The sequence below is a fragment of the Gimesia panareensis genome (assembly GCF_007748155.1).
Lineage (GTDB): Bacteria > Planctomycetota > Planctomycetia > Planctomycetales > Planctomycetaceae > Gimesia > Gimesia panareensis.
Window position 1 is genome coordinate 1,896,844 of sequence record NZ_CP037421.1, and the last position, 24,368, is coordinate 1,921,211.

General features: G+C 55.2%; 22 protein-coding genes. 14 read left to right on the forward strand and 8 right to left on the reverse strand.

From position 1 onward, the window contains the following. Positions 1 to 67 precede the first annotated feature (67 nt). The 5 genes from Enr10x_RS07175 (at position 68) to Enr10x_RS07195 (ending at position 5,369) form a co-directional block, all read left to right on the forward strand. Positions 68 to 1,099, forward strand: coding sequence for a hypothetical protein (locus Enr10x_RS07175; RefSeq protein WP_145448559.1), 1,032 nt, complete (start codon positions 68 to 70; stop codon positions 1,097 to 1,099). Beyond that, positions 1,096 to 2,388 (forward strand): tetratricopeptide repeat protein, encoded by a 1,293-nt coding sequence (locus Enr10x_RS07180; RefSeq protein ID WP_145448560.1) that lies wholly within the window; start codon positions 1,096 to 1,098, stop codon positions 2,386 to 2,388. The genes Enr10x_RS07175 and Enr10x_RS07180 overlap by 4 nt, the downstream gene beginning before the upstream one ends. A 197-nt stretch (positions 2,389 to 2,585) precedes the next feature. Continuing rightward, positions 2,586 to 3,695, forward strand: a complete 1,110-nt coding sequence (locus tag Enr10x_RS07185; RefSeq protein ID WP_145448561.1) for a DUF1559 domain-containing protein — start codon at positions 2,586 to 2,588, stop codon at positions 3,693 to 3,695. A 91-nt stretch (positions 3,696 to 3,786) separates the two neighbouring features. Beyond that, a complete protein-coding gene (locus tag Enr10x_RS07190) occupies positions 3,787 to 4,191 on the forward strand; it encodes a hypothetical protein (protein ID WP_145448562.1) in 405 nt (134 codons plus the stop codon). Then, positions 4,158 to 5,369 (forward strand): cytochrome c3 family protein, encoded by a 1,212-nt coding sequence (locus Enr10x_RS07195; protein WP_197997502.1) that lies wholly within the window; start codon positions 4,158 to 4,160, stop codon positions 5,367 to 5,369. Before Enr10x_RS07190 ends, Enr10x_RS07195 begins: the two co-directional genes overlap by 34 nt. An 18-nt stretch (positions 5,370 to 5,387) precedes the next feature. Here Enr10x_RS07195 and Enr10x_RS07200 read toward each other — a convergent pair whose 3' ends face one another. The 3 genes from Enr10x_RS07200 to Enr10x_RS07210 all read right to left on the reverse strand — a co-directional run bounded on the left by Enr10x_RS07200 (position 5,388) and on the right by Enr10x_RS07210 (position 10,222). Then, a complete protein-coding gene (locus tag Enr10x_RS07200) occupies positions 5,388 to 7,088 on the reverse strand; it encodes a vWA domain-containing protein (RefSeq protein ID WP_145448563.1) in 1,701 nt (566 codons plus the stop codon). A 50-nt stretch (positions 7,089 to 7,138) separates the two neighbouring features. Continuing rightward, positions 7,139 to 8,545 (reverse strand): magnesium chelatase, encoded by a 1,407-nt coding sequence (locus Enr10x_RS07205; RefSeq protein ID WP_145448564.1) that lies wholly within the window; start codon positions 8,543 to 8,545, stop codon positions 7,139 to 7,141. Positions 8,546 to 8,755: 210 nt separating this feature from the next. Continuing rightward, a complete protein-coding gene (locus Enr10x_RS07210) occupies positions 8,756 to 10,222 on the reverse strand; it encodes a PAS domain S-box protein (RefSeq protein WP_145448565.1) in 1,467 nt (488 codons plus the stop codon). Positions 10,223 to 10,902: 680 nt separating this feature from the next. Here Enr10x_RS07210 and Enr10x_RS07215 point away from each other — a divergent pair. The 3 genes from Enr10x_RS07215 to Enr10x_RS07225 all read left to right on the forward strand — a co-directional run bounded on the left by Enr10x_RS07215 (position 10,903) and on the right by Enr10x_RS07225 (position 12,207). Continuing rightward, complete coding sequence (locus Enr10x_RS07215; RefSeq protein WP_145105584.1) at positions 10,903 to 11,118, forward strand: carbon storage regulator; 216 nt, start codon at positions 10,903 to 10,905, stop codon at positions 11,116 to 11,118. Between the two features lie 275 nt (positions 11,119 to 11,393). Next, a complete protein-coding gene (locus Enr10x_RS07220) occupies positions 11,394 to 11,885 on the forward strand; it encodes an Hsp20/alpha crystallin family protein (RefSeq protein WP_197997503.1) in 492 nt (163 codons plus the stop codon). Between the two features lie 52 nt (positions 11,886 to 11,937). Beyond that, positions 11,938 to 12,207 (forward strand): BON domain-containing protein, encoded by a 270-nt coding sequence (locus Enr10x_RS07225; RefSeq protein ID WP_145448567.1) that lies wholly within the window; start codon positions 11,938 to 11,940, stop codon positions 12,205 to 12,207. A 209-nt stretch (positions 12,208 to 12,416) separates the two neighbouring features. On the opposite strand, the gene Enr10x_RS07230 is transcribed toward Enr10x_RS07225, so the two are convergent. Then, positions 12,417 to 12,836 (reverse strand): rhodanese-like domain-containing protein, encoded by a 420-nt coding sequence (locus Enr10x_RS07230; protein ID WP_197997504.1) that lies wholly within the window; start codon positions 12,834 to 12,836, stop codon positions 12,417 to 12,419. 259 nt (positions 12,837 to 13,095) lie between these two features. Next, on the reverse strand, positions 13,096 to 13,761 hold the full coding sequence (locus Enr10x_RS07235) for a response regulator (RefSeq protein WP_145448569.1): 666 nt from the start codon (positions 13,759 to 13,761) through the stop codon (positions 13,096 to 13,098). A 372-nt stretch (positions 13,762 to 14,133) separates the two neighbouring features. Between Enr10x_RS07235 and Enr10x_RS07240 the strand changes: the two genes are divergently transcribed. Both Enr10x_RS07240 and Enr10x_RS07245 read left to right on the forward strand, forming a co-directional pair. Next, positions 14,134 to 15,192: a serine hydrolase domain-containing protein gene (locus tag Enr10x_RS07240; protein WP_197997505.1), complete on the forward strand. Its 1,059-nt coding sequence runs from the start codon at positions 14,134 to 14,136 to the stop codon at positions 15,190 to 15,192. Positions 15,193 to 15,238: 46 nt separating this feature from the next. Further along, positions 15,239 to 16,429 carry an aminotransferase class V-fold PLP-dependent enzyme gene (locus Enr10x_RS07245; RefSeq protein ID WP_145448571.1) on the forward strand — a complete coding sequence of 397 codons (1,191 nt, stop codon included), beginning with the start codon at positions 15,239 to 15,241 and terminating at the stop codon, positions 16,427 to 16,429. Between the two features lie 18 nt (positions 16,430 to 16,447). Here Enr10x_RS07245 and Enr10x_RS07250 read toward each other — a convergent pair whose 3' ends face one another. Then, on the reverse strand, positions 16,448 to 17,689 hold the full coding sequence (locus Enr10x_RS07250; protein ID WP_145448572.1) for a hypothetical protein: 1,242 nt from the start codon (positions 17,687 to 17,689) through the stop codon (positions 16,448 to 16,450). Positions 17,690 to 17,924: 235 nt separating this feature from the next. Here Enr10x_RS07250 and Enr10x_RS07255 point away from each other — a divergent pair, with 235 nt between their 5' ends. The 4 genes from Enr10x_RS07255 to Enr10x_RS07270 all read left to right on the forward strand — a co-directional run bounded on the left by Enr10x_RS07255 (position 17,925) and on the right by Enr10x_RS07270 (position 22,674). Then, positions 17,925 to 18,380, forward strand: coding sequence for a GntR family transcriptional regulator (locus Enr10x_RS07255; protein WP_145448573.1), 456 nt, complete (start codon positions 17,925 to 17,927; stop codon positions 18,378 to 18,380). Positions 18,381 to 18,382: 2 nt separating this feature from the next. Beyond that, positions 18,383 to 19,297 carry an ABC transporter ATP-binding protein gene (locus Enr10x_RS07260; RefSeq protein WP_145448574.1) on the forward strand — a complete coding sequence of 305 codons (915 nt, stop codon included), beginning with the start codon at positions 18,383 to 18,385 and terminating at the stop codon, positions 19,295 to 19,297. Positions 19,298 to 19,330: 33 nt separating this feature from the next. After that, positions 19,331 to 20,989: a hypothetical protein gene (locus Enr10x_RS07265; protein WP_145448575.1), complete on the forward strand. Its 1,659-nt coding sequence runs from the start codon at positions 19,331 to 19,333 to the stop codon at positions 20,987 to 20,989. 77 nt (positions 20,990 to 21,066) lie between these two features. Then, a complete protein-coding gene (locus tag Enr10x_RS07270; RefSeq protein ID WP_145448576.1) occupies positions 21,067 to 22,674 on the forward strand; it encodes a protein adenylyltransferase SelO in 1,608 nt (535 codons plus the stop codon). A gap of 4 nt (positions 22,675 to 22,678) precedes the next feature. Here the strand turns inward: Enr10x_RS07270 and Enr10x_RS07275 are convergent, their stop codons facing one another. Beyond that, the gene (locus Enr10x_RS07275) at positions 22,679 to 23,089 is read right to left on the reverse strand and encodes a methionine-R-sulfoxide reductase (protein WP_145448577.1); all 411 of its coding nucleotides are present in this window, start codon (positions 23,087 to 23,089) and stop codon (positions 22,679 to 22,681) included. A 28-nt stretch (positions 23,090 to 23,117) separates the two neighbouring features. Beyond that, positions 23,118 to 24,203, reverse strand: a complete 1,086-nt coding sequence (locus Enr10x_RS07280) for a class I SAM-dependent methyltransferase (RefSeq protein WP_145448578.1) — start codon at positions 24,201 to 24,203, stop codon at positions 23,118 to 23,120. Positions 24,204 to 24,368 lie beyond the last annotated feature (165 nt).

Below are 24,368 nucleotides of genomic sequence, written 5' to 3' on the forward strand. Positions count from 1 at the left end.
AGAGTGGCTTTCTCCTCAATCACAAAACTGTTTCGGTGCACTGAAATGGCTTTGGTGTAACTTCATTATGTCACAAATTACTTCATCGACTTACTTGCCAGAGACGGTCTCCGATCAGCCGGAAACCGTGACGGGCCGATTCCGTGAATCATTGCGTTCCGCCTGGCTGGTCGATCTCAAATTTGACCTGCTGTTTCTGGTGAATCTGGGCTGGCCGTTACTGGTGCTCTGGCAGTGGCTGGGCGGGCTGGAGATCCAGAGTGGGATCAGTTTCTGGCAGGTGTACTTCATCACCACGCCGCATCGCTGGATTACCCCCGCATTGCTGTTTCTGGACCGGGACCGCCTGCAGGCCAATAAAACCAAGTATATTCTGATCACGGTGTGTCTGCTGACCATTCCGCTGGCTGTCAAAATTTCTACCGGCGCCCTGACCTGTCTGTTGACGATCGACTACATCTGGAACGCCTGGCATTTTGCCGCTCAGCATCACGGGATTTACAGTATTTATGGACGGAAGACCGGCGGGATTTCTCCTCGACGGGCACGGATCGACAAGTGGCTGATGCGGACCTTTCTGCTGTATGTGACCCTGCGGATCGCGAGTTGGGCTTCGTGGGGGAGCGCCACTCCCGGTTGGAGTCTCCTGGATTCTCTGTTTGCGACGATCCCGGTCGGAATGATGCTGCGGGAATTCTGGCAGTTGCGGGCCGAGACGGTCGGGCGGTGCCTGTATTTCACCAGTGTGATGACGCTTTACCTCTCCATGCTGGGGGCCGTGGTGGCCCGGAATCCGATGCTGCTGCTGGTGCTGACGACGGCGTCGGCCCTGTTTCACTCGATTGAATATCTGGCGATTGTCAGCTGGGCCGTCGATCGGACGGGGAAGTCTGGTCAATCGACAACCGAACTGTTTAAACGACTCATGCCTCGCTGGGGAATTATTCTGGCCGTATTCATTGTCATTCTGGGGATGGGAGCCTGGCTGATGGAAACCCATCTGATGGAACTCTGGCTGACCGCAAATCTGATCATGGCATTTCTGCATTACGCGTACGATGGCCTGATCTGGAAATCACGGAGGGCAGTAACCGCATGAATCCACGTCAAATTGAGTCACAGAATCAGAAAACAAATTCCACCTCGGACCTGGTCAAATTCAACTCCGTTCCCGACAGAACTGTGCCGCTTGTAGCGGGACTGTTCATTGCCAGCCTGGCCGGCTGGTGGGTACAGAGCATTCGCAATGCAGGTGGCCTGAGTCTGCCTTACGCACGGGCCGACATTATTATTGTCAATTTTCTCTGCATGCTGCCCCTGGCGATTGTGGTCTCAGAGTGGATCCAGGGGGGATTGAAGCACCACAGCCTGGGTCTGTATAAGGTTGTGAATCTGGTGGCTCTGGTCGGGGCCGTCTGCATTCTGGCGTTCGTTTTCAGCAGCAGCCAGACCAGTGGCACACTCAGCGGCTATGATGCCTGGGAGTCATTTCTATTGCGTCCCGTGCTGGCGTTCTGGCTGAACCTGTCTCTGTTGCTGATCGCGGGAATGTTGTTTCGAACGGAAATCCTTCAGGGAACGGTGCACCCCGGGAAACTGGTCTGGATTACGGTCTGCCTGACGGCATTGCTTGTCCCGGTGCTTTATATTCAGTCCCGCGTGGATGAGATGGTCACGCAGGTGGATGAATACCTGGGGAGCGGTCGACTGGGAGATGCCCGTCAGCTGGTACGGGAAGTCTGTATTCTTTCGCCCTGGGGCAAAATTGGTGGACAGCCTGCCGGTGATGTGGCCCGCGATCTGGATCACGACTGTTTCGGGATCAAGCAGAGTCTGGCAGTCATGAATCAGCAGGCTGCGCACAATGAAGAGTCGACCTACCATCGTGCCCGGCTACTGGCCATTCTGGGGGAAGATTCGGCAGCGACGGATCTGCTGCAACCCTGGTATGAACAGTCGACTGCCAGCCCGTTGACCAGTCAGTTACTGGGCAATATTTATCAGCAGCAGCATGACTGGGAAGACAGTCAACAGGCATATCGCCGGGCATTACAGGCCTGGAAAAAATTACCGGTTTCCGAACAGCAGCAGGCAGGCATCGTGGCCTCCTGGAAAGGGATTGCATTTGCTGAACGAAAGAGAGGGAACTATGAAGCAGCAGAAGCTGCGTATTTATCGGCGTTGTCACTGGCTCCCACGGCAGACCAGCACTTTCTTCTTGCGCAATTTTACGAAGATACGCAACAGACAGCGAAAGCACGAGAACATGCTCATCAGGCGATGGCACTTAATGCGAATCGCTACGGGCAGTCTGGGCAGAAGCTGATGACCTCACTGCAACAGCAGCATTTTGGCTGTCTGCAGGTCTGGCGGGATGGGGGTTTTTAGACGGTTCCTGCTGTTGAGGCTCGAATCCGAATCTCTATTCGCGTGTGTAAAAATATTTAATGCCCTGTCAATAGATCGTTCGAATTTGATCTGCACAGAGTCTGAGATGAGACCTGGATCTGATATCAGCGTTCTGTGTATTCCGTTTTTTGTCATATTTTGAATTTGTTTTTGTATTCAAAAAGGAGAGAATTTCCATGCAATTGTATCAATCGCAGAAACAGGCGAGTCCGCACTGTCGTCGCGGTTTTACCTTAATTGAGCTGCTGGTGGTGATTGCCATCATTGCTATCCTGATTGCTCTGTTACTGCCTGCAGTCCAGCAGGCACGTGAAGCGGCCCGGCGGTCCCAGTGTAAAAATAACCTGAAGCAGTATGGCCTGGCGCTGCATAATCACCTGGATACCTACGGTGCGTTTCCTCCGGGGTATGTCTGCTATGATGAATCCGGACATCGCTGGCAAACGGGGGGCTGGCAGTTTAATAATAATAATGAATTTGGATTTCACTGGCTGGTGATGTTACTGCCTTATATGGAACAGCCTGCTTTGTGGGATCAGGTGACAACCTGTGCAGAGAATGATGGCTCAGATGCGACCACCAATCCCTGGGATCACTGTGAATATCTAGCTCCCGCACACATTGGACGATATCCCTTACCGAAATTTAACCACTGTCCCTCAAGTCCCCGAGATAAATCTCAGTTCTCGGATGGCTCTTATGGTCTGGAATCACTGGCGAAGGGAAACAGTTATGCCGTCAGTTGGGGTAGCGGGAATATACTTTCCTGGGAAAGCCGCAGCACCAAAGGGGCTTTTGGATGCTACTTCACGACGCAGGATAAAGTCGCCAAAGACCATGGCGGTTCGGGGGACCTGTTTCAGCACGATAAAGGCATGACTGACAGTGACTATACAGACGGGATGAGCAATACCGTGGCGATCAGTGAAGTCGTCAGTGCGGATGGCTACGGCTCGTCTGAGAAAACGGATATTCGTGGGGTCTGGATGTCACCTGCGATGGGGGCCACTATTTTTTCTGCATACAATACTCCCAATGCCCGCGTCGCTGATATCCTGGCTGCCTGTGATGAAAGCATTACAGGTACGACAAATCCTTACCTGAATTGTACAGAAAATCGTACCACGCCGGATGTCTATGCTGCTGCCCGCAGCTACCATACCGGAGGTGTCCAGGTTCTGATGGCAGATGGCTCAGTCCGCTTTGTCAGCGACAATGTGGATAAGAATGGGGTCTGGCATCCCTTGAACACGATTCGCAATGGTGAAACGATTGGTGAATTTTAAGTAATGTGAGCTTCACGAGAAACGCTGCAGGCAGTCGCTGCCTGTGGCGTTCTTGTTTTTTTCCAGAAAGAACTGAAGAAGAGAGTCAATCATGAAAAACTGGATTTTAGGTCTGTTGGTCCTGGTACTGGCTGGTTGTGGAAGTGGAGATGGTGCCTCGCAGCCCACAGTTGAAGATGAAGTGTATGCCAACGTTGTGGGGCTGGGTGATGCCAGCGGTGATGCAGCCATGTTTCAGGCGGCCTTTGTCTCCGGAGCAGCACCCGAGAACCGGGAAGATTATTCCAGGTATGCATTCGTGGTCGATGGGACAGCTGAAATCAGCGGCGATGAAGCCACGGTTCCGGTCAAGGTGATCGGGGGCATCGTTTCATCACAGGGTGATGACAGTGCCGCCAAAAAGAAAACCGGTGAAAAGTCCGAAACGAAAATGACCTGGAAGCTGCAGCGTGAAGGAAAAGAGTGGAAACTCAAAGAAGCACCGCTGCCAGGCTAACCTGCATCGGCAGTGAGTGGCAGGCGGACGTCTGCCCGTTTCTGTTCCATTGGAGACCGGTCTGTCTGCTGGTGATGCTGATGCTGTTCCCGGGCTGTTTGGACAGTGGGCAGTCCGGAGATGAGGCAACCAGCGGAAACACCGGGCCGCAGAGTAACCGTCCGTCTGATTCCTCTTCTCCCGCAGAGACCTGGAAGCGGTTTATTGCAGCCAACTTTGCCGGCGATCAGGCGTGTGCGGACTGTCATCGGAAAGAATTTGAGGCGCATCAGCGTTCGGGGCATTCGCATACTGCGATCCGGATGGAAGAGAGTTCGCTGGCGGAACGACTGGCCCAGGCTGGTTCGTATCAGGATTCCCGTCGTCAGCAGAACTGGTCTTTTCAGCTGGAGCAGGGGAAATTTCTGGTCAAAGATGAGAATCATCCCACGATGCCTGCGCTGACAGTCACCTGGTTGCTGGGCTCAGGGACGCATGCGCAGACAGCGATCGCGGTTGAGGAACGCCGCCGCCAGGGTGTGGAACTCCGCTGGTCCTGGCTGGCCAACCGGAATGGCCTGGGGCTGACCCCGGACCATGAGCCGTATGATGTCTATAACCGCAACAGTATCGAGTGTTTCGGACGTCCGATGAACACCGCTGATGTGCTGGCCTGCCTGGGTTGTCATATGACGGTCGGGCCGCCACCAGGAGCGCCGTTACGATCTGAATTCTTCGTACCGAATGTGGGATGCGAACGCTGCCACGGGCCGCGTCAGAAGCATGTTGTGCTGGCGAAGCAGGGGAGGGGCAACGAGATTCAACCATTGATCAATTATCGCGATGCAGAAGAATATATCGCGGCCTGTGCGGAGTGTCATCGCGATGCCAGTGATATGACAGGGCAGGAGCAGCCACATGAACTGGTACGGTTCCAGCCCTATGGCTTGAAGAAGAGCGCCTGCTACCTGAAGTCAGACGGCCAGCTGTCCTGTGCGAATTGTCATGATCCACATGACGCGACATCGCATGACCGTGAGTTGTACAAGAAGCAGTGCCAGTCCTGTCACCGGGAGTCGCAGTCCAGGATCTGTCCGATTCAACCGCAGGGAGACTGTATCGAATGCCACATGCCGGCTGTGGAGTGGACGGCTGGTATCAAGTTTCACGATCACTGGATTCGGAAGCCGGAAAAGTAAAGCAGTAAAAGTGTCGCTTCAGCCAATGATGTCTTTGCGGTGGGAGACGTAGTCCCAGACGACGTAGCGGTCCAGATCGCGGCCGGCGGTGAAGAAGACGCGGCCCTGGGTGGCTTCCGCCAGACGATGGGCAAACTGGATGTCTTCGCTGGACTGGGACCAGCTGGGGATCAGGAAGATGTTGATCGTGATGCCCTCACGGTGGCACAGGTACGCTTCCCGCATGGTAGCCGACTCGGTCTGGGGATCGGGCGGGTAGAGCAGGTAAAGCTGTTCTCCTTCGAAGTGCGCCGTGGGCAGGCCGTCGGTGATCAGGATGATCTGTTTATTAGGCGTATCCTGCAGGGCGAGGAAGTTCCGCGACAGCTGCAGGCCGTGCTGAATGTTGGTGAAGTGCGGCGGGATGATCGACTCGCTGATCTTCTCGTCGCTCATGTCGACTTTCAGACGGACGACAGGGTCGAAGATCGTCACTGGTTTGGGCATCATCTCGGCGATTTCACTTACCGAGCGTGGCTTCGCGAAGGTATACATCTCGATGAACTGCAGATAATCGCCGGGGAATTCGCCGTGAATTAAGGCTTCGAGGGCCAGTCCCATCTGCTTAACGTTGACGTACTGGCCCTCGTAACGCATGGAGCCGCTCATGTCCATCAGCACGGTGGTGGCGCACTTGGGAGTATTGCGCGTCTTGTGGATGACCAGATCGTCTGTTTTCAGCCGAATCGGCAGCCCCGGTCCTTCCCTGAGAATCGCGTTGGTAAAGGACTGGGTGATGTCCATATTCGAGACGGAATCGCCAAACTCGTAAGGTCTGGTGCTCGGCATTTCCACCGCCCCTTCGCCGACGACAGGCCCCGTATGACGCCCCGTCCGGGAGGCCTGCAGCTCGCTGAAGATTCGTTCCAAAATGCGGCTCTGGAACAGGCGATAGGCTTTGGGAGTCAGTTTGAACTGTCCTTTGGAGAATTCCAGTCCCTGCTGATCGGCCATCTCGCGGAGCATGTCGCGGACCTGTTTCTGAATCGCTTCCAGCGTTTCCATGTCGCCGGGCTGCGTGAATTCGGAGAGTGCCTCCATATCGATGATGGCGATCTGTGCTGTCTCGCGGGCTTCTTCGAGCTGCTTGAGCAGTTCGTCGATTTTTTCGAGCTCGGCTTTGATTTCCAGGGCTTCCGGGATCGTCAGCGAAGTGTGGCCGGTGAAATGGTAGTTGGCGGCGAGTTCGTCGATTTCGTATTTATCGCCCAAACGATCCACCAGCTGCACCAGTCCTTTAGAGAAGGGGCTCTGGTCATCATTGATCCGGTACCAGAGCCGTTCCAGGTCATAGATCTGTTCTTCGCGCACCACCTGGCGAAAGTAATCTTTGAACTTGCGGGGGGCCTTGAGCTGTTTCGCGTAATCGTGATAGCTGCGGCGGGCTTTTTTGCGGACACTGTCGGTTTCGTAGGTTTCCAGAATCTTGCGTTTGCGTTCTTCCAGCATGGCCAGCAGGGCATCCAGGCTGGGACCCAGGCCTGCGATCTGGCTGGGATCGAGGCGAATGGCACGCGCCAGTTCTTCTTCGGTCAGTTCGCGCATCGACCCGTAATACATCATGTGGTTCAGCGCGGGTGAGACGAGGTCCGGGGGCGGCTGCATCGGGTCGGGGATGCGCTTGGGATCATACTTCTGGTAAGTATGAATGATGCCGCCGGTCAGTCGTTTGTCAGTCATAATTGTGTCTCGATCTCTCTGGCGAGAGCAAAATGAGCACCAGAAACAGATCAGGTCTCATAAGTGATGCGGCCGTGATCCTGCGAACGCGAAATTTTACTGTTGGCATAGAGTCCTGCCAGGATGAATTCGATGCAGGAAGCGCGAACTGCTTCGTCGCCCGAGGCATTGACTTCGAAGGCTTTATCCCAGATGGGGGGGACACGTTGGAGACGCTCGGCATATTGCGAAGAGGGGAGCATGTCGCCCACTTCAATTTTGATTCCCTGGGCAAAAATTTCACTGATCTCTGCAAGGCCATGTTCCACGATGTATTCCTGGAAGACCTCCTGAATCGCCTGGGCGATGATGGAGTCGAGCACCTGTCGCTCGGACATCTGGTTGGCTCCCATCAGGTCGAGTTCCAGTTTTCCCAGCGAGGATGAGTAGAGATGTCCCAGGTCGCTGATGCGGGGGACGGCCGGTTTCTCATTGAGCACCGCGCCCCGGCGGCGGGCAGAGGCGACCATCATACGGTAGTTGGCGATACTGAAGCGGGCGCTTACGCCGGAATCGTGGTCGACATATTTGGAAGCACGGGCGGCGATGGAAATCTGTTCGACGATCTCCCGCATGAAGTAAGGGACGACGACCGGGACATCCCCTTCCAGATCGACGCTGGCTTCCTGTTCCATGATCTCGATCCCCAGGCTGCGTTCCCGGGGGTAATGGGTGTGGATCACGGAGCCGATACGGTCTTTCAGCTGCGGAATGACTTTGCCACTGCGGTTGAAGGTAGAGGGATTGGAAGAGAACAGGATCAGCATGTCGAGGTCGAAGCGGATGGGATACCCGCGGATCTGGACATCCCGTTCTTCAAGGATGTTGAACAGACCGACCTGCACCAGTTCATCGAGTTCCGGCAGTTCGTTCATGGCAAAGATCCCCCGATGCATGCGGGGAATCAGGCCGAAGTGCAGGGCACTTTCCGCGGACATGCTCTCGCCGTGAGCGAGCTTCGCAGGATCGATTTCCCCGATCACGTCGGCGAACTTGGTGCCGGGAGCCAGGCGTTCCGCATAGCGGTCTTCCCGGGACCACCAGGCGATGGGGACTTCGTGATCGGGAGTGTTCGCCAGGAACTGGCGGCCAATGCTGGTGATCGGGTTGTAGGGATCATCGTGTACGGGCGACTCCGGCAGATCGAGATAGGGGACCTCCGGATCCAGAAAACGGACCAGCTGTCGCATGATGCGGCTTTTGGCCTGTCCTTTTTCTCCGAGAAAGAGCATATCGTGTTCGGAGAGCAGGGCCAGGACAATGTCGGGGATAACGGTATCGTCGTAGCCGACAATCCCGGGAAACAGTTCCTCGCCCTGTTGCAGAGCCTGCATCAGGTTATCGTAAATTTCTCGTTTGACCGTTTTACTTTGCCAGCCGCTTTCGCGGAGTTCCGCCAGATTGGTGGGACGACTCATGTAGAAATCTCGTTTTGTTCAGAATCTAAATGCGGTTTGAAGGATGCGCTGCCTTGGGGGAATCAGAGTGATTGAATATGACCTCAGCACAGGACTGGGCTGCTGGTAACTTAAATTCAATCCCTCACTTAATCATAGACAAAAATGTCGCTCAGACTATGGTTTGTTTGTCCAGTTTTCGGGGTTTCCCGATTATGTGGAGATTCCGCATCAGGTTTCGGCCAGCATTGAAGTGGTTTCGATTGGATTCAGTGAGGCAATGATGCGGGCAACGGTTCCCTCTCCGTGGGACGATTGGAGCCGAAATTTGCCTTTGATGAGAGAGAGACGGAATTCGATGTTACTCAGCCCGATACCGCTCGCATCGGAAATCTGATGGTCAAGTTGTTGCGTGTCGAAACCGACTCCGTTGTCCGAGACGACAATTTCGATTTTATTCTCCGGCAGCAGGCTCATACAGACTCGCGCTTCGGTGGTTTCTGAATGTTTGACGACGTTAAACAGTAATTCGCGGATGCATTCATACAAGGCAACCTTCGTGGTGTCGTTCTGTGGATCGGCGCGGTGGTCGAGATCAAGTGTGACGTTCAGATTGTAGCGCTCTCTCATGTTATGAGAGAGCCATTCGAGGGCGGTGATCAGACCCTCTTCATGTAACACGACGGGATTGAGTTCCGCGGTCAGGGAGCGGGTGATTTCGATGCCTTGATTGAGCAGTTCATCGGCGCGGACCAGTGTCTGTTTGATGAAATCATCGGTGGTATCATTTTTGGCGATATCCAGATGAATGCGGACGCCCACCAGGACCTGCTGGAGGTGATCGTGGAGAATATCGGCCAGCTGTCTGCGTTCCTGCTGGGCCGCGACCGCAACGGCCCGGGTCAGATCTTCCTGCTTCTGTTCCGCCTGCTTGCGTTCGCTGATATCGCCGATGATTCCGGCGAAGAGGCCGAACTGGGGCAGATCGGTGACGGAGATTTCAATCGGGAACAGGCTGCCGTCACGACGTCGGGCCATCAGTTCCCGGCGGGAACCAATGATGGATGCTTTACCTGTTTCCAGGTAGCGGGTGATATATTGATCGTGGACGACCCGAATCGGATCGGGGGTGAGCAGGCTGATGTTCTGGTTGAGGATCTCGTGAGCCTGATAGCCGAACATTTTTTCGGCAGCCGGATTGAACGACTGAATCAGTCCGCTGCGATTAATCGTGATCACGGCTTCAATGGCGGTATCGACGATTGCTTTGAGCTGGGCCTGTGTCTGCAGGAGTTCGCTGGAGACATTCTGATTCTGGAGGATGCGTTTGATGGAAGATCGAAACAGATCCGGATCGATGGGTTTGACGAAATAGTCGGCGACTCCGGTTCGAAAGGCGATGATCATATTTTCGATCCGGGTCCGCGAGGTGATCACCAGCAATTCCGCAGCCGGGGCCAGCTGTTTGAGCCGCGGGAGCACATCTTCAATCTTGCCATCCGGCAGATCGTGTTCCAGGATGATCAGAAAGTAATCCGACCAGTTATTACGGTTGAAAAGTTGTTCTACCGTTTCTGCAGGAGTCACCCGATAGCCGTCCTCTGCAAGAAGTTGCATCAGCTGGGCACGTGATTCGGGGGAGGGTTCGCACAGCAGGATGGGTAATCCCTGAGGCTGGAGTGAGGCTCCTGTTGGCATTCTGGATTCCTGATTCAAGAGACCTCCCTTCGTATTTAATCTCCATTCTACGGTAACCTTTCCCGGCGGGGGTGTAAAGATTCCGTGAAGAAGTTTGCAGACGTTCCGGGAGACCTGGGGATTTTCCCCAGAGCAGAAAGGTCAGTTTTCCGATTACCCCGAAATCGGGAGTTTTGTAATGTACGCTCTACAGGATGTGAATACTCCGGCTCGTTTCGTCCTGGCGAGTAGTGAGAAAGTGGGAACCGGGAAGAAATAGAGCCTGAACAGGCAGGTGTTTTTTCTCTGAGAGTCACTGGCAGGGATGTGGGAAATTAAGGAAAAACCATACCTTTGACACACTCTTTAAGGGAGTGACCCTATGCGAACAACAGGCAGCTGGCCCTCCTCAGCCAGTTCAAATCGAATCCACCGTTTTCAGGAACTACAGAAAGTGGGAGTTGCAGAAGCGGAATACAACCTGAGTGACATTGCTGAATTGAACAATCAGCAGATTCAGAGGATGACGCATCAGGAGTTGGAAGGAGTTATTGACGCTGCCCGCCCCATGGTATTGAATGAGCGCTGCCCCAACAGATTGTCTCATTTTGATCAGACCACTCTTAAGCGACTGGTTTACCTGGCTCGCTACTGCTGCCAGAACCAGAGAGCCCGTACTCAATTTTCAGGGAATGATAATTATGCTTGTATTGACCCGCAAAAAAAATGAACAGATCTGTATTAACGATGACATTGTGCTGACCGTGCTGCGAATTCAGGGAGGGAAGGTCAGAGTGGGGATTGAATGTCCTCATAAGATTCCGATTCGCCGGAGTGAAGTTCCGGTGGAAATGCTGTGTGAAGATGAAAGCCTGCTGGAAGAACCGCTGGCAACTGCAGAACACCTGGTTGTCTGAATACAGGGGCAACCCCCTGATTCTCCAGAGAAACAGCTGGCGTCTGCAGACGGGAGGCACTGTCTCGGGGAATCCCTGATGTGCAGGGGAGGGAAGCCCGGCGGTGACCACTGTCAATTCGCCCGATTCTCTCTATTGTCGGGACTTTTTAACATACCGGTCAAGCTGACTCACTGCGAATGACTGGAAACGTGCCTGACCCGCGGGAGTCAGCTGCTGTCAGAATCAATGCAGATTATGAGCACAAAATCTCCCCTATCAGCAGGAGCACGAAAATGACAACTTCACCCGGTTTAAGAGGCACAGTCATGCGGGCGGACCGGTCGGTACCAGGTTTGAGTACCTTTTTCGGCCGGGCTCCTTTCTGGAACTTGCGGAATGAAATGGAAAACATGCTGAGTTCGATTTCCGGGGAAGGTGGGATCGCCTCCGCCGGGTTCAACGCCGCACTGGATCTTTCAGAAACGGATGATGCCGTGGAGGTCCGGATGGATGTACCTGGCATCCAGCCCGAAGAAATCGAAGTTGAAGTGGCGGGGGACCTGCTGCAGATCAACGGTGAGCGAAAAGCAGAACAGGAAGAAAAAGGGAAAACCTGGCATCGGGTCGAACGCTCTGCAGGAAGTTTTACACGTTCGATCAAGCTGCCGTGTGAGGTACAGAGCGAGCACATTGAAGCACACTGTGAACATGGCGTACTGACCGTCAAATTACCCAAATCTGATTTTAAGAAGCCACGTAAAATTCAGGTAAAGCCGAAAACCTGAATCAAATCGAAGACACTTTCCAGGACTCAAGTGATAATCTAAGGAGAGCAACGTGAAACTGCAGGGAGAAGTCAAAACGGAATTGTTTACCAGTCCGGACAATCAGTTGATTGCCCAGGTGAAGCGTGTTCTCCGATCTTCAGGTTATGCTCCCCTGGCAAAAGTCAGGGTCATGGCTGTGCAAGGCGAAGTCTGCCTGGAAGGTGAGGTGCCTACGTATTTTATGAAGCAGTTGGCCCAGACGCATGTGCTGCCGATAAAGGGAGTCAGGCGACTGAACAATGAACTGAATGTGGACCGGCAGTTCCACCATCTCAAATAAGCGTCTTTTTCGGAGCAAGCGATTGCTCCGTCGCGCGGGCATCAGGTGCGTTGCAGATCCTGCCTTCACCCGGGGTCTTGTGGCGTGCCTGTTTTTTATTTGAACTGCAGTGTTTTGGCGGCGGTCTGCCTGTCTGAAATGCATTGCCTTGTGCAGAGGCAGTGGCCCCTCTGTTTGCAACAGTCTGTAAACGGCAGCAGCGGCCCCGGTTAGATCGTCAGCAGATCAAACAGCGGGATCTGAGTCAGGGAAATCAGAAAGAGAAATCCCTGTTCTTTCTCAAGTGGTGTGGGAGCAGCAGAGCCATATTCGACGGGGAGCTGGGCCGCTTTCCAATCCACTTTCCCGGGTTCATAGTGGTAGATGTTCTCATAGCCCAGCTCGATCAGACGTGCCAGGGCCTGCCGGGAAACGTCACACTCGAAATTCAGTCCGTAGACTACAATCGTTTGTTTTTTGTCCGGACACTGTACCGAAAGCTCGCTTTCAAAATCGGCATCAAGTGGAATATTGATAGCTCCCCTGATGTGGTATTCCTGGTAGGCGGTTTCTGGTAATACTTCCAGTAATTTCAGATCGGAACACGAAGCCAGGAGTTGCTGTAAATCATTTCTGCCGATAGTAGACATGGCCTGCAATCTCATTCTTTTGAAAAAAACGCATTTCTGCACAATGGATGCCAAACGCATCTGGGACGGAGAATTCGACGTTGACAGCCAGCATTCTAAAACAGTGCCGTGGGGTATGCTATCAGGCGATCAGAGAGAAGTGCGTGGGGGATCTTCCGGCGGTACTATCAGGGATTGCCCCAGTCAGATATGATCACCTGGTTGCGCAGGAACCTTTCGAAAGCAACTTTACAGATCTGCAAATCCGGTTCAGCGCTGCTTAATTCTTTTCCAGGACCCACTGAATGGCATTGCGGATTAATTCCGTCGCGTTATCCAGGTTCAGTTTATGCTTGATATTTTCCCGGTACGTTTCGACGGTTTTCGGGCTGAGGTTCAGCTTCTGGGCAATCTGGCGTGTGGTTTCCCCCAGGCCGATCTGTTCAAAGACCTCGAGTTCCCGGTCGGAGAGCGTTTCGATGGGAGATTGCTCGGAATAGTTTTCAGAACCGATCGAACGGCAGATCATGCGTTCGGTGATTTCCGAGCTGAGAAAGACTTTTCCCGAGAGGACCCGATGAATGGCGGTGACCAGTTGCTCGGGAGCCTGTTGTTTGTTGACGAAGCCCAGGGCGCCTGCCCGGATACAGCGTTCGGCAAACAGGTTTTCGTCGTGCATGGAGACCGTGAGCATTTTGATCTGTTTGAACTGGGCTTTGATATCTTTGATCAGCTCCAGCCCGCTGCCATCTTTGAGGGATATGTCAATGATCACGAGGTCAGGGGGATCGTTCATGATCTGCTTGAGAGCCTCTGCTTTGCTGTCCGCTTCGGCGCAGACCTGCAGGTTGTCTTCCCGTTCGATCAACCGGGAATAACCTTCCCTGACAATCGGATGATCGTCCACAATCATGATCCGGGTTTTGCGTTGCTTCGTATCGTCCATTCAGGGGCTGCTCTATTTCATTGCACTGCTTGGGAACTGTCTGCTTAAAAAATTCAGTTCGGTTCTGTTTCGCACAGACAGGTTCATATCAGGCAGGAATTATACATTCCCCAAATCTGCTTAGATAGACCACATCGGGATTCTATCCAGCATTTTCGTTCTCTGTTAAGATGGATGCTGCCGCGTGTCTGTACAGGCCTCCGGTTGCAGGATCGGATCTGAGCGACATGCCGGATTGCTCCATCACCATTGACCTCAGCACCAGGATATCAAATGTTGAATCGCGCCGCTTTTGCATGTTTGTCATGTCTTGTCTTTGTCTGTTCTCAGATAACTTTGTTATCTGCCGCTCCTCCGGATTCGGCAGTCAGTGTGCTGCAGCCATTCGTCGATCGTGAAGAACTGGCGGGGGCGGTGGCACTGGTAGCCGGGAAGGAAGGAATCCTTGCGACAGAGACAGTGGGCTTTGCTGACATTGCGAATCAGAAAAAAATGCCCCCCGATGCGATGTTCTGGATCGCGTCTCAGTCAAAAGGAATGACAGCGACCGCGGTCATGATGCTGGTAGACGAGGGGAAAATCTCGCTGGATGATCCGGTCGAAAAATATCTGCCGGAATTCCGCGGTCAGATGGTCGTGGTGGAAGAAGATGAAAACCACAGACTACTCAAAAAGCCGGACCACCCGGTCACCATTCGCGAAGTACTGAGCCACATGAGCGGGCTGCCTTTCAAGTCCGCCGTCGAAGTCCCGACGTTGGATGCCCTCCCGCTGGCCACTGCTGTGCGGAGTTACGCAATGACGCCGCTGCAGACTCAGCCGGGGACGCACTACCAGTATTCGAACGCCGGCATTAATACCGCGGCAAGAATCATCGAAGTGGTGACCGGCAAGCCCTATGAAGATTTTATGCAACAACGACTGTTTGATCCGCTGGGGATGCACGATACCACGTTCTGGCCTGATGAGAGCCAGGTGGCCCGGCTGGCGAAATCGTATCGGCCGGACGCTTCAAAGAAACATCTGGTTGAATTTCCGCTGACCCAGTTGAGCTATCCGTTGACCAACCGGACGAATCGTTATCCGATGCCCGCCGGGGGACTGTTCTCCACGGCCCAGGATACCGCGAAATTCTGCCAGATGCTGCTGAATGAGGGGGAACTGAACGGGCATCGATATCTGAGCAAAGCCGCCTTTAAGGAACTGACCAGCCGACAGACGCCCGCTTCCGTCAAACAGAGTTATGGTCTGGGGTTGTCTGTAGGACCGGACTGGTTCGGGCATGGCGGTGCACACGCGACGAATATGGAAGTCCATCCGGAGCAGGGGATCGTCATCATCTGGATGGTGCAGCATGGTGGTTTTCCCGGAAAGGGAGCCCAGGCGAAAAACAAATTCCGTGACTGGGCATTGCAGCGCTTTGGCAAGTGACTCCGTGCGTGTTTCATGATTTCCGACTGAAGAGAAAGCAGAGCTGATGAGTGTCTACCAGGATCTGGGAGTGGAACCGATTGTCAACGCCTGTGGCAGCGTGACCCGTCTGGGGGGCGCACCGATGCCGGCACAGGTGCTGGAAGCGTTTCAAAGTGCCGCCCAGGAGTGGGTGCCACTGGAACAACTGCAGGCCGCTGCTTCAAAGAAAATTGCCGCCCAGACCGGAACCGAGGCGGGGCTGGTCACGTCCGGTGCTGCGGGGGCTCTGACACTGGGAACTGCCGCGATCCTGGCGGGACATGACCTGAAACGCATGGAACAGCTGCCGCACTGCGACGATTTTCCGCATGAATTCATCATTGCGCGGGAACAGCGGAGCGGCTACGACCATGCGATTCGGGCTGCGGGTGCCCGGCTGGTCGAAGTCGGTTTTAACGAGATCGTCTCCAATGCGGGAGTTCGACGTACGGAGAGCTGGGAGTATGCCGCTGCGATCACCGAGCGGACCGCGGGAATTGTTTATGTGCATGCCTCTGACTCTCAGCCGGGCCTGAGTGAAGTTGTCCAGGTGGCGCGGGAACACGGGCTGCCTGTGATTGTCGATGCCGCCGGGGAACTGCCGCCACGCGAGAACCTGCGGGCGATCGCAGCGACGGGGGCAGACCTGGTGGCCTTCAGCGGGGGAAAAGCGATTCGCGGTCCACAGTCGACCGGTCTGTTGTGCGGCAAGCGAGAGCTGATCTCCTCGGCGGCACTGCAGATGTTGGATATGGACGATCATTATGAACTGTGGTCGCCGGCGGAAGGGCTGATTGATGCTTCCGAGCTGAAGGGGCTGCCGCGGCATGGCATTGGTAGAGCACTCAAAGTTTCCAAAGAAGAGATCATCGCGGTCCTGACGGCACTCGACCTGTTTGCTTCCGGGGCGTATGACGCTCAGAATGCGGAGTATCGTGTCTGGCTGGAGAAGATTGCTGAGGAACTCGAACTGGCGGATGTCCCCGCAAGCTGTTACCTGGTCATCCCGGAAAACAGCCAGCGCTGGCCGATCCTGGAGATTCAGCTTGAAACCGGCGACGCTTTTGCGGTCTGCCGCAAATTACGCGAGGGGAAACCGCCGATTTATATGGGGCATGCGCGTCTGCACGAGGGGATCCTGACGATCAACCCGTTATGCATGCAGGCTGAGCAGGTCAACGTTCTGGCCCAGCGGCTGTGTGAAGAATTGTCGTAACACGCTGACAGGAGCCGGTCAGCTTTTCTGATTGGCATAGGGCCACTGGACCGCTGCGTAGTCGATGGCCAGTTGTGGTGTTTCGATCCGTTTGCCCCCCTCGGCCAGACTGTGCATGACGGTATCCAGGATACCGGTGGTGAGTAGCGTCCGTTCGACCGGGTAGGCGGGCTGGCTGGTGTGGATCATGTGCTCGATGGCTTTGAGCAGATAGGCGAAGTGGCCGAAAGGGGGATCGAGTTCGAGTTTGATCCAGGTGGCCCGCGGCTTGTTTTCCCCTTTCAATTTGACGGCGACCGCGTAGTGTCGCCCGAGCCGGTTGACCATCGCGACGGTGCTCTGTAACCCGTCCTGATGTTCCAGGAAGTAAAAGGCGCTGTCGTCTTTGAGGATCTCTTCCCACTTGCCTTTAGCGACGTTGGGAATCACATCCAGAGCGGCCTGGAGCATTTCGCGGTTCCATTTACCGGCCTGTTCTGCTGCCCAGATCTGTTTGCCTTGTGCTGTTTCGACTGCAGCGACGCCGGTGGTGCCCTGGCGATGTTCGATCAGACACTGCTGGGCTTCCAAAGCGTGGAAGCCGTGTGCTTCAAAGTTGCCCCGGCCGATGGTCAGCACGGATTCGATTTCGCAGTTTTCCGGGAGCGTCAGGTTGGGGTGCCGCCAGGCGACGGGAAGTGAGGAGCCGGCCATCAGCGGAAAGCCCATCTTACGGGACGTGTCGACCATGGCTTTCGCATCCTGCCAGCGATAGCCGAGGTGTTTGTCGTTATAAACGGGAACCGATTTACCGTACTTTTTGAACGTGGCTGTAATTTCATCGAAGAACTGTTTGCGGGGATACATGTGCTGTTTCGTGACCGGCGTAAACGGATAGACGCCGTGCTCGCCTACGCTCAAGACCCCCGCAACCTGGACCTGCTTTGTGCCGAGCGTGATTGCTTCTTCAATGGAATTGGTAATCGGGAAACCATATTTGCGGGACAGGGCCCGGCTCATATCTCTCTCGGGAACCTGGTCTGTGTAGAGGCCGGCCAGTTTTAAAGCGGGGCCGGGGCCTCCCTGTTGCTGGAAGCCTTCCAGGATCTTGCCGACCAGTACGTCGGCATGCGAGTTGGGCGTGTATTCGGTCACGATGGCAGCGACGGGGAGCGCGGGGTGCGGCTTGGATTCAGCAGTGAATACGTTTTCGGCGAGGAAGAGGGGCAGGGAGGCGGCTGAAGTCTGTTGCAGCCAGTGGCGTCGATTCATGAGCGTCATGGGAGACCTCCTGAAATCTGGTTGGCAGTGTGTGGATCACTCTGAGGCGGAGTGATGGGGAAATATCAATGATGGTTTATGTTTACTATCGCCGATTCCCCGTCCGGTTGCAAGTTCAGTCGGTGCTTCCTGCAGATGATGGGGGGAGCAGGAGCAGCTTCCGTTTTTTAAAAAAAGAGATTGACGGGGAAATATTCACTGTTATAGTACTGTGTACTGTTGGAGGTGAAAGATTATGCATATCCGAATTGAGCGTGGTTCATCGTCGCCGATATCCCGGCAGATCATGGAGCAGATCCGGGCACACTGCCTGTCCGGGACACTGCAGCCGGGAGACAGTCTGCCTTCGGTGCGCAAGCTGGCGACCCGGCTGGGAGTGAACGTCAACACGGTGGTCCGAGTCTATGAACGACTGGCGGCGGAAGGGCTGGTCGAGATGCGGCATGGAGAAGGGACGTTTGTGCTGCCGCAGTCGGGCGTCTCCGGTAACCGTGAGCAACTGGCCGAGCAGCGCGAACAGCTGGAGCGGGAGTTTTCCGCGGTCGTCCACCGGGGTATTCTGCTGGGACTGACGGCGACCGAACTTCGCAAGTTGCTGACGAACTCTATCGCGGACACCCGGGCGAATCTCAAATCGGAAGCAGTAGAGCAGCCAGAGTCCCGTCCAGTCAAAACAGAAAGTGGGAGGTGAGCATGTCAGAGTCCGCTGTCAAAATTCATCAGATTCAGAAACGGTTTGGCAAGAACGAAGTTCTGCAGGACGTTTCCCTCGAAATTCCCCGCGGTCAGACGCTGGCACTGCTGGGGAGGAACGGTGCCGGTAAAACCACACTGATTCGCATGCTGCTCGGATTACTCCCGCCGGATGGCGGCTCGATACTGATCGATGGTTATGATCCGACTTGTGAAGCACAGAAACTGCGGAGTCGCGTCGGTTACCTGGCGGAAGATCAGACGATGTACGGCTGGATGACTCCGACTGAGCTCTGTCATTTTCTGAAGCCCTTTTATCCCGCGTGGAACCAGTCGCTGGCGGACGATTACCTGGAGCGGTTTGAAATTCCCCGCCATCAGCGGATCGACAAACTGTCCAAGGGGCAGAATGTGAAACTGGGGCTGACGCTGGCCCTGTCGCATGAGCCGCAGGTGGTGATCCTGGACGACCCCGCCCTGGGGCTGGATACGATTGCCCGCAAGGAATTCAATCGGGAGTTGATAGAACATCTGCAGGCAGCCGGCCGCACGGTGCTGTTCAGTTCGCATCTGCTGGACGAAGTGGAAGCGGTGGCCGATGCGGTGGCGATTCTGGACGGGGGCCGCATCATTCGGCAGTCGGCTACGGAAGCCTTGCGGGCAGATGTGAAACGGTTCGTATTGTCTCTCACTCAGGTCGGTGAGCTCTCACCGCCTGCGGGACTGCTGGATGTGCGGCGGTGGGAAGAACAGCTGATCGTGACTGTCGACGGAGCAGCAGAGTTTGCCGAACAGCTGACGTCGCGGTGGATCGAGTATGACATTGTGGAATTGAGTCTGGATGAGATTTTTGAATCGTTCGTGATTGGTCGCACACAGGCCTGGCCCCAGGCGGGCAATCCTGTGGTCGTCTGATTCAGCTGTGAAATTATGGCAGGGGGAATTCTGATGGATCCTGTATTAAAGTCTCTGATCTGGAAAGAGTGGCAGGAACGTAAATGGACGTTCCTGGTCTGCCTGCTCTGGATCTTGACTGGTGTCATCTATGTTGTGTGTTACGAAAGTATCACCGGCTGTCGGACCGCGGCGGCACGCTACAGTACGATCTGTCTCGTTTACAGCATCTTTATGTCAGTCTTTCTGGCGATGCGGGTTTCGCTGAGCGAAGTCACCAATGAGACGCTTGCCTTTTCCCGGTCATTGCCGGTGCCGCTTTCCCGCATCGCGGCTGTCAAACTGGGCGTGGGTTTGTGTTCGCTGCTGGTACCGATTTTACTCGGCGCGCTGATTCTGATGCTCCCTCTGGCAGGAGGCATGCTGGAACAGGTTCCGGGGCGTGCCAATGCGAACGCCTCGGGGGCAGACATTGTGACAATTCCGGGAGTGGAAGCGACACTGCGTACCAGCCTTTCTGCAGGAATCGCGGTCGGGCTGTTGCTCAAGCTGACCTGTATCTCTCTCGTGCAGACCGGGGCTCTGTTCCTGCTGCTCTGTGTAGCGGGGGCGCGTCGACGGAGTGAGGTGACGCTGGGTTTGCTGGGGACGGTGATCGCCTGTGTCTGGTTCATCCTGTTGCCGTTGAGGGCCTTTTTTGGCCCCCACTTCCACTTCCTGCATGAGTGGGGCGGGAGCATTTTTCCCCAGTCGCTGGTCGTGTTTTTTACCTATTCGAGTGAGAATGCGACCTGGAATGATCTCTACCTGGCGAATCGTGTCTGGCTGCCTCTGCTTTTGAATCTGCTGTTGCAGGCGGGGTTGATAATCTGGTTTCTCCGCCGCTATGGAACGCAGAATAGTGTTTCCGTTCCTGGCAGATTTCAATTCTGGAAAACGCCGCCTCTGTTCTCCCTGATTTCAATGCCGCTACCCCGTCCCGTGTTTTCGCTGATCTGGATCAATGTGCGCCAGTCCGTACCACTGGCGCTGGCAGGGCTCTTTCTGGCCGGTTTCCTGGTCTTGATGGAAACGGGGGGGAACCTGTTCGATTCCCGGAACAGCTGGGAAGTGTTCCGGCATCATCTGCCTGGCTCGATGCATATGCTGGGGCTGCTCTGGGCGACTGTCGTGGGAGCGGGAGTCATCGGTGCAGAACTGGCGCCCGGTCTGGGACATTTCTGGCGGTCGCGGCCGATCTCTGTGCGCAGCTGGTTCTGGCTGAAGTATCTGATCGGTCTACTGGCGGTGTTGATCGTACTGGATGGAACCACGATTTACGTCAGCTGGGATACCCTGTTTATGTCTGCGGAAGAAAAAATGCGATACAGTCCGTCCAGTATTTTAAGCTGGTCTTATGTCGTCTGTGTTCCTCTGATGCATGCGATGCTGTATTCCCTGGCAGTGCTGGGCGTCTGCTGGTGGAAGAAGCCGGTACGGGGGGCCGTGGTGGCGGCGGTTGTCTTCTTCATGAGTTCGCTGCTGATGGAATCGATACCAGGAGTGTCGAATTACGATCCGTTTTATGTTTACAACAACCTGGTTCAGGCAGAGCGGAAGGGCGTATTTGATCTTTCCCTGCATCACTTCCCAGTGGTCTTCGGCCTGATTGCGGGAATCACTCTGGGGGCGGCATTGCTGGCGTTTCGAAAGCTGCAGCGGCTGGAATTCTGAATGCGAGATCGGTGCAACGTGTCCCCGTTTCAGGTCGTCGGGTTTTCTCACGACGGTTCAAGTGCTAAAATTGCAGTATGAACAGTCAAAAAATGATCCAGAGTCTGGAAGAACTTGAGTTTGATAACCAGTTTACCCGTGCGCTGCCCGCTGATCCTGAGGAGAAGAACTTTCGCAGGCAGGTGAGCGAAGCCTGTTATTCGCGTGTGTCACCCACCAGTGTCCGGAAACCGCAACTGGTGTCGTATTCTCGGGAGATGGCTGAGATACTTGGTCTGTCTCCGGATGTCGTCAAGTCGCAGGAATTTGCAGAAGTCTTTGCCGGCAACAAGATGCTGGAGGGGATGGATCCGTTTGCCATGTGTTATGGCGGGCATCAGTTTGGTAACTGGGCCGGTCAACTGGGAGACGGTCGGGCGATCAACCTGGGAGAAGTACGAAATCAACAGGGCGAACACTGGACGCTGCAACTGAAAGGGGCCGGACCGACTCCGTATTCCCGGCTGGCGGACGGGCTGGCGGTGCTCAGATCATCGGTCCGCGAATTTTTGTGCAGCGAAGCCATGCATCACCTGGGCGTGCCGACCACGCGGGCGCTGAGTCTCGTACTCACCGGCGAAGAGGTACAGCGGGACATGTTCTACGACGGCAATCCCCGGATGGAGCCCGGGGCGGTAGTCTGTCGTGTGGCGCCTTCGTTTCTGCGGTTCGGGAATTACCAACTGTTGGCAGCCCGGGGTGAGATTGAGACGCTGAAAAAACTGGTGAATTATACGATTCAAACCGATTTCCCGGAGCTGGGTGAGCCGGGACGCGAGACCTATCTGGCGTGGTTCGAAGAAGTCTGCCGTCGGACTGCGGAGATGATCATCCACTGGATGCGCGTCGGCTTCGTGCATGGCGTGATGAACACCGATAATATGTCGGTGCTGGGGCTGACGATCGATTATGGCCCCTATGGCTGGCTGGAAGACTTTGATCCGAACTGGACCCCCAACACTACCGATGCCTCGGGCCGGCGCTATCGGTTTGGAAACCAGCCGCAGATTGCGCTCTGGAACCTGGTCCAGTTTGCAAACTCATTGTACCCGTTGATCGAAGAGGTGGAGCCACTGCAGCAGGCGCTGGATCAGTATGCCGACCGCTTCCAGGAGGGCTGGCAGGAGATGATGGCAGCGAAACTGGGCCTGGCTGCGTTTCAAGCTGAAGAGGATGTGCCGCTGATTGAATCGCTGCAGGAAGTGCTGCAGGTGGTGGAGACCGATATGACGATCTTCTTCCGCCAACTGGCGCTGCTGGAGACCGATGCGGGACTGGACGACGAGGCGCTCATAGCTCCTTTGCTGGACGCGTATTATGCGCCCGAGAAAGTGACTGGAGAAGCACGTGCAAAAATCTGTGACTGGCTGCGGCGATACCAGAGTCGTTTGAATCAGGACGGAACCGATGCGTCGACTCGTCGCGAACGAATGAATTGCATCAACCCTAAATACGTGCTGAGGAACTACCTGGCACAGCTGGCGATCGACAAGGCCGAAGAGGGGGATTTCTCCCTGATCAATGAGCTGCTGGATGTATTACGGAATCCTTATGCTGAACAGCCTGGTCGCGAGCAGTTCGCGGAGAAACGCCCGGAGTGGGCCCGGCATCGGCCCGGCTGCTCGATGCTTTCCTGCAGTTCCTGATCGCTCAGTCGTTTTCGCCTTTAATCACCGGGGGCAGAGACTCGCCCGCGGGAACGAATTTCATCGAGACCGAATTCACACAGTGCCGGGTGTTTTTGTCGGTCATCCGCTCGCCGAGGAAGACATGCCCCAGGTGTCCGCCACAATTGTGACAGACGATTTCGGTGCGCATGCCGTCCGGATCGGGGAAGCGGTCGACGGCGTCGGGCAGTTCGTCATCAAAGCTGGGCCAGCCGCAATGGCTTTCGAATTTGTCTGTGCTCTGATAGAGCGGGGCATTACAGCGGCGACAGATGAAGGTGCCTTCCTCTTTGAGATTTGTGTATTCCCCGGTAAAGGGACGCTCGGTCCCTTTGTGCAGAATGACGTATTCTTCTTCGGGCGTCAGGTTGTTATAGGCTGATTCAGCAGACATGAGATCCTTCCTGTCTATTTATTTCTGGTCAGAGTCGCGTCAACAGAGCGGCGATGGAAATAAAGTGAAATTCGTACCGCTCCGGATTGTCTGCCAGGAGTTGTTCAATGCGTTGATAGATTTTAGCGACGATCTGTTCTTCGACCAGGTCAACGGGTAAGGCGGCTGCCAGCACCGGTTCCGTGAAGGCCCGCAGGAAACCGGTATAACTTTCAGCCCAGGCTTTGCGATCCCCGGTGCGTTCAAATTCGGCATTGAACGGGACCGGGGCATCGATGTCAGCGACCTGATCGATGCGGAACGCCGACGCCAGCTCCGGAACCTGTTCGATGGGGGCTGCCAGTTCTTCCGGACAGCGATAGTAGGCCGGGAACAGAAAGTCCTCGTAGAACGTTTGTGGTAACAGATCCGCTTCCACGAAGTCAAGCAGGGCGTCACTCAAGACATCGCAGATGCCGTGCCCGGTCGACTGAGTTGCGTTGCGTCCGAAGACCTGTACCAGCAGTTTGCCGCCGGGAACCAGTTCCGCAGCCCGGGCCTTGTAAAACTCACAGAGGTCGTGATGGGCCTGTTCCTGGAAGGGGCGTAATTCTTCAGGGGTAACGGAAACGCCATCCCGGGGGGCTGCAGGATTGGGTTGCATCGCGAGGACAAAATGGGGAAGTCGCGCGGTCGGTCTGTTTTCGAAAAAACCGATGGCGTTGAAGGTGGTTGCCAGATGCAGGCTGCGGGGCGGAACCAGTCTGCCGAAAGCAGAGCCGCCGATGGCTGCAGTATAGACGTCGGGCGCATTGAGGGCCGGCATATGATCGGGAAACAGATTGAGGAACAGCTGGTTGAAATCATTGGTAGGGAGATCGTCAAACAGAGCCCAGACGGGCAGGTCCGAGTGTTGGCGCAGCGCGGCGACGAGGCGATTCATCGTGTAGATGGCATTGGCGCCTTCTGAGGAGCCGATGTCCAACACGTTCCAGGATGACTGGCTGGCGTCCGGTGTCGGCAGGTCTGCGATGGCTGCTTCGAGCCAGGGGAGGAACGAGTCCGCAGCGGAACGCTGTTCGCGGGAGTTGGCGTCGTAATAGCCGCCCCCTTTCATTCCAGTGGTGACTGGCATCGGCTGATCTCCTGGCTGAGGGGATGGTCGAGAATGGTGAGAGTTCTCCTTTCAGTGTATCGCAGGCAGGGTAGGGATTCCATGGATAGCAGGTCGCTCCCCGGGGCAATTTGTTGAACCCTAAATCATATCCCCATAAGCAACTTCCGGTTCTGGATCTGTACA

Excerpts from the sequence above, each read along its gene's own strand:
- Enr10x_RS07255 (WP_145448573.1), top strand. The coding sequence starts at position 17,925 with ATGCATATCCGAATTGAGCGTGGTTCATCGTCGCCGATATCCCGGCAG.
- Enr10x_RS07200 (WP_145448563.1), bottom strand. The coding sequence starts at position 7,088 with ATGACTGACAAACGACTGACCGGCGGCATCATTCATACTTACCAGAAG.
- Enr10x_RS07175 (WP_145448559.1), top strand. The coding sequence starts at position 68 with ATGTCACAAATTACTTCATCGACTTACTTGCCAGAGACGGTCTCCGAT.
- Enr10x_RS07190 (WP_145448562.1), top strand. The coding sequence starts at position 3,787 with ATGAAAAACTGGATTTTAGGTCTGTTGGTCCTGGTACTGGCTGGTTGT.
- Enr10x_RS07245 (WP_145448571.1), top strand. The coding sequence starts at position 15,239 with ATGAGTGTCTACCAGGATCTGGGAGTGGAACCGATTGTCAACGCCTGT.
- Enr10x_RS07275 (WP_145448577.1), bottom strand. The coding sequence starts at position 23,089 with ATGTCTGCTGAATCAGCCTATAACAACCTGACGCCCGAAGAAGAATAC.
- Enr10x_RS07280 (WP_145448578.1), bottom strand. The coding sequence starts at position 24,203 with ATGCCAGTCACCACTGGAATGAAAGGGGGCGGCTATTACGACGCCAAC.
- Enr10x_RS07210 (WP_145448565.1), bottom strand. The coding sequence starts at position 10,222 with ATGCCAACAGGAGCCTCACTCCAGCCTCAGGGATTACCCATCCTGCTG.
- Enr10x_RS07220 (WP_197997503.1), top strand. The coding sequence starts at position 11,394 with ATGACAACTTCACCCGGTTTAAGAGGCACAGTCATGCGGGCGGACCGG.
- Enr10x_RS07180 (WP_145448560.1), top strand. The coding sequence starts at position 1,096 with ATGAATCCACGTCAAATTGAGTCACAGAATCAGAAAACAAATTCCACC.
- Enr10x_RS07270 (WP_145448576.1), top strand. The coding sequence starts at position 21,067 with ATGAACAGTCAAAAAATGATCCAGAGTCTGGAAGAACTTGAGTTTGAT.
- Enr10x_RS07205 (WP_145448564.1), bottom strand. The coding sequence starts at position 8,545 with ATGAGTCGTCCCACCAATCTGGCGGAACTCCGCGAAAGCGGCTGGCAA.
- Enr10x_RS07265 (WP_145448575.1), top strand. The coding sequence starts at position 19,331 with ATGGATCCTGTATTAAAGTCTCTGATCTGGAAAGAGTGGCAGGAACGT.
- Enr10x_RS07215 (WP_145105584.1), top strand. The coding sequence starts at position 10,903 with ATGCTTGTATTGACCCGCAAAAAAAATGAACAGATCTGTATTAACGAT.
- Enr10x_RS07230 (WP_197997504.1), bottom strand. The coding sequence starts at position 12,836 with ATGTCTACTATCGGCAGAAATGATTTACAGCAACTCCTGGCTTCGTGT.
- Enr10x_RS07260 (WP_145448574.1), top strand. The coding sequence starts at position 18,383 with ATGTCAGAGTCCGCTGTCAAAATTCATCAGATTCAGAAACGGTTTGGC.
- Enr10x_RS07250 (WP_145448572.1), bottom strand. The coding sequence starts at position 17,689 with ATGACGCTCATGAATCGACGCCACTGGCTGCAACAGACTTCAGCCGCC.
- Enr10x_RS07235 (WP_145448569.1), bottom strand. The coding sequence starts at position 13,761 with ATGGACGATACGAAGCAACGCAAAACCCGGATCATGATTGTGGACGAT.
- Enr10x_RS07185 (WP_145448561.1), top strand. The coding sequence starts at position 2,586 with ATGCAATTGTATCAATCGCAGAAACAGGCGAGTCCGCACTGTCGTCGC.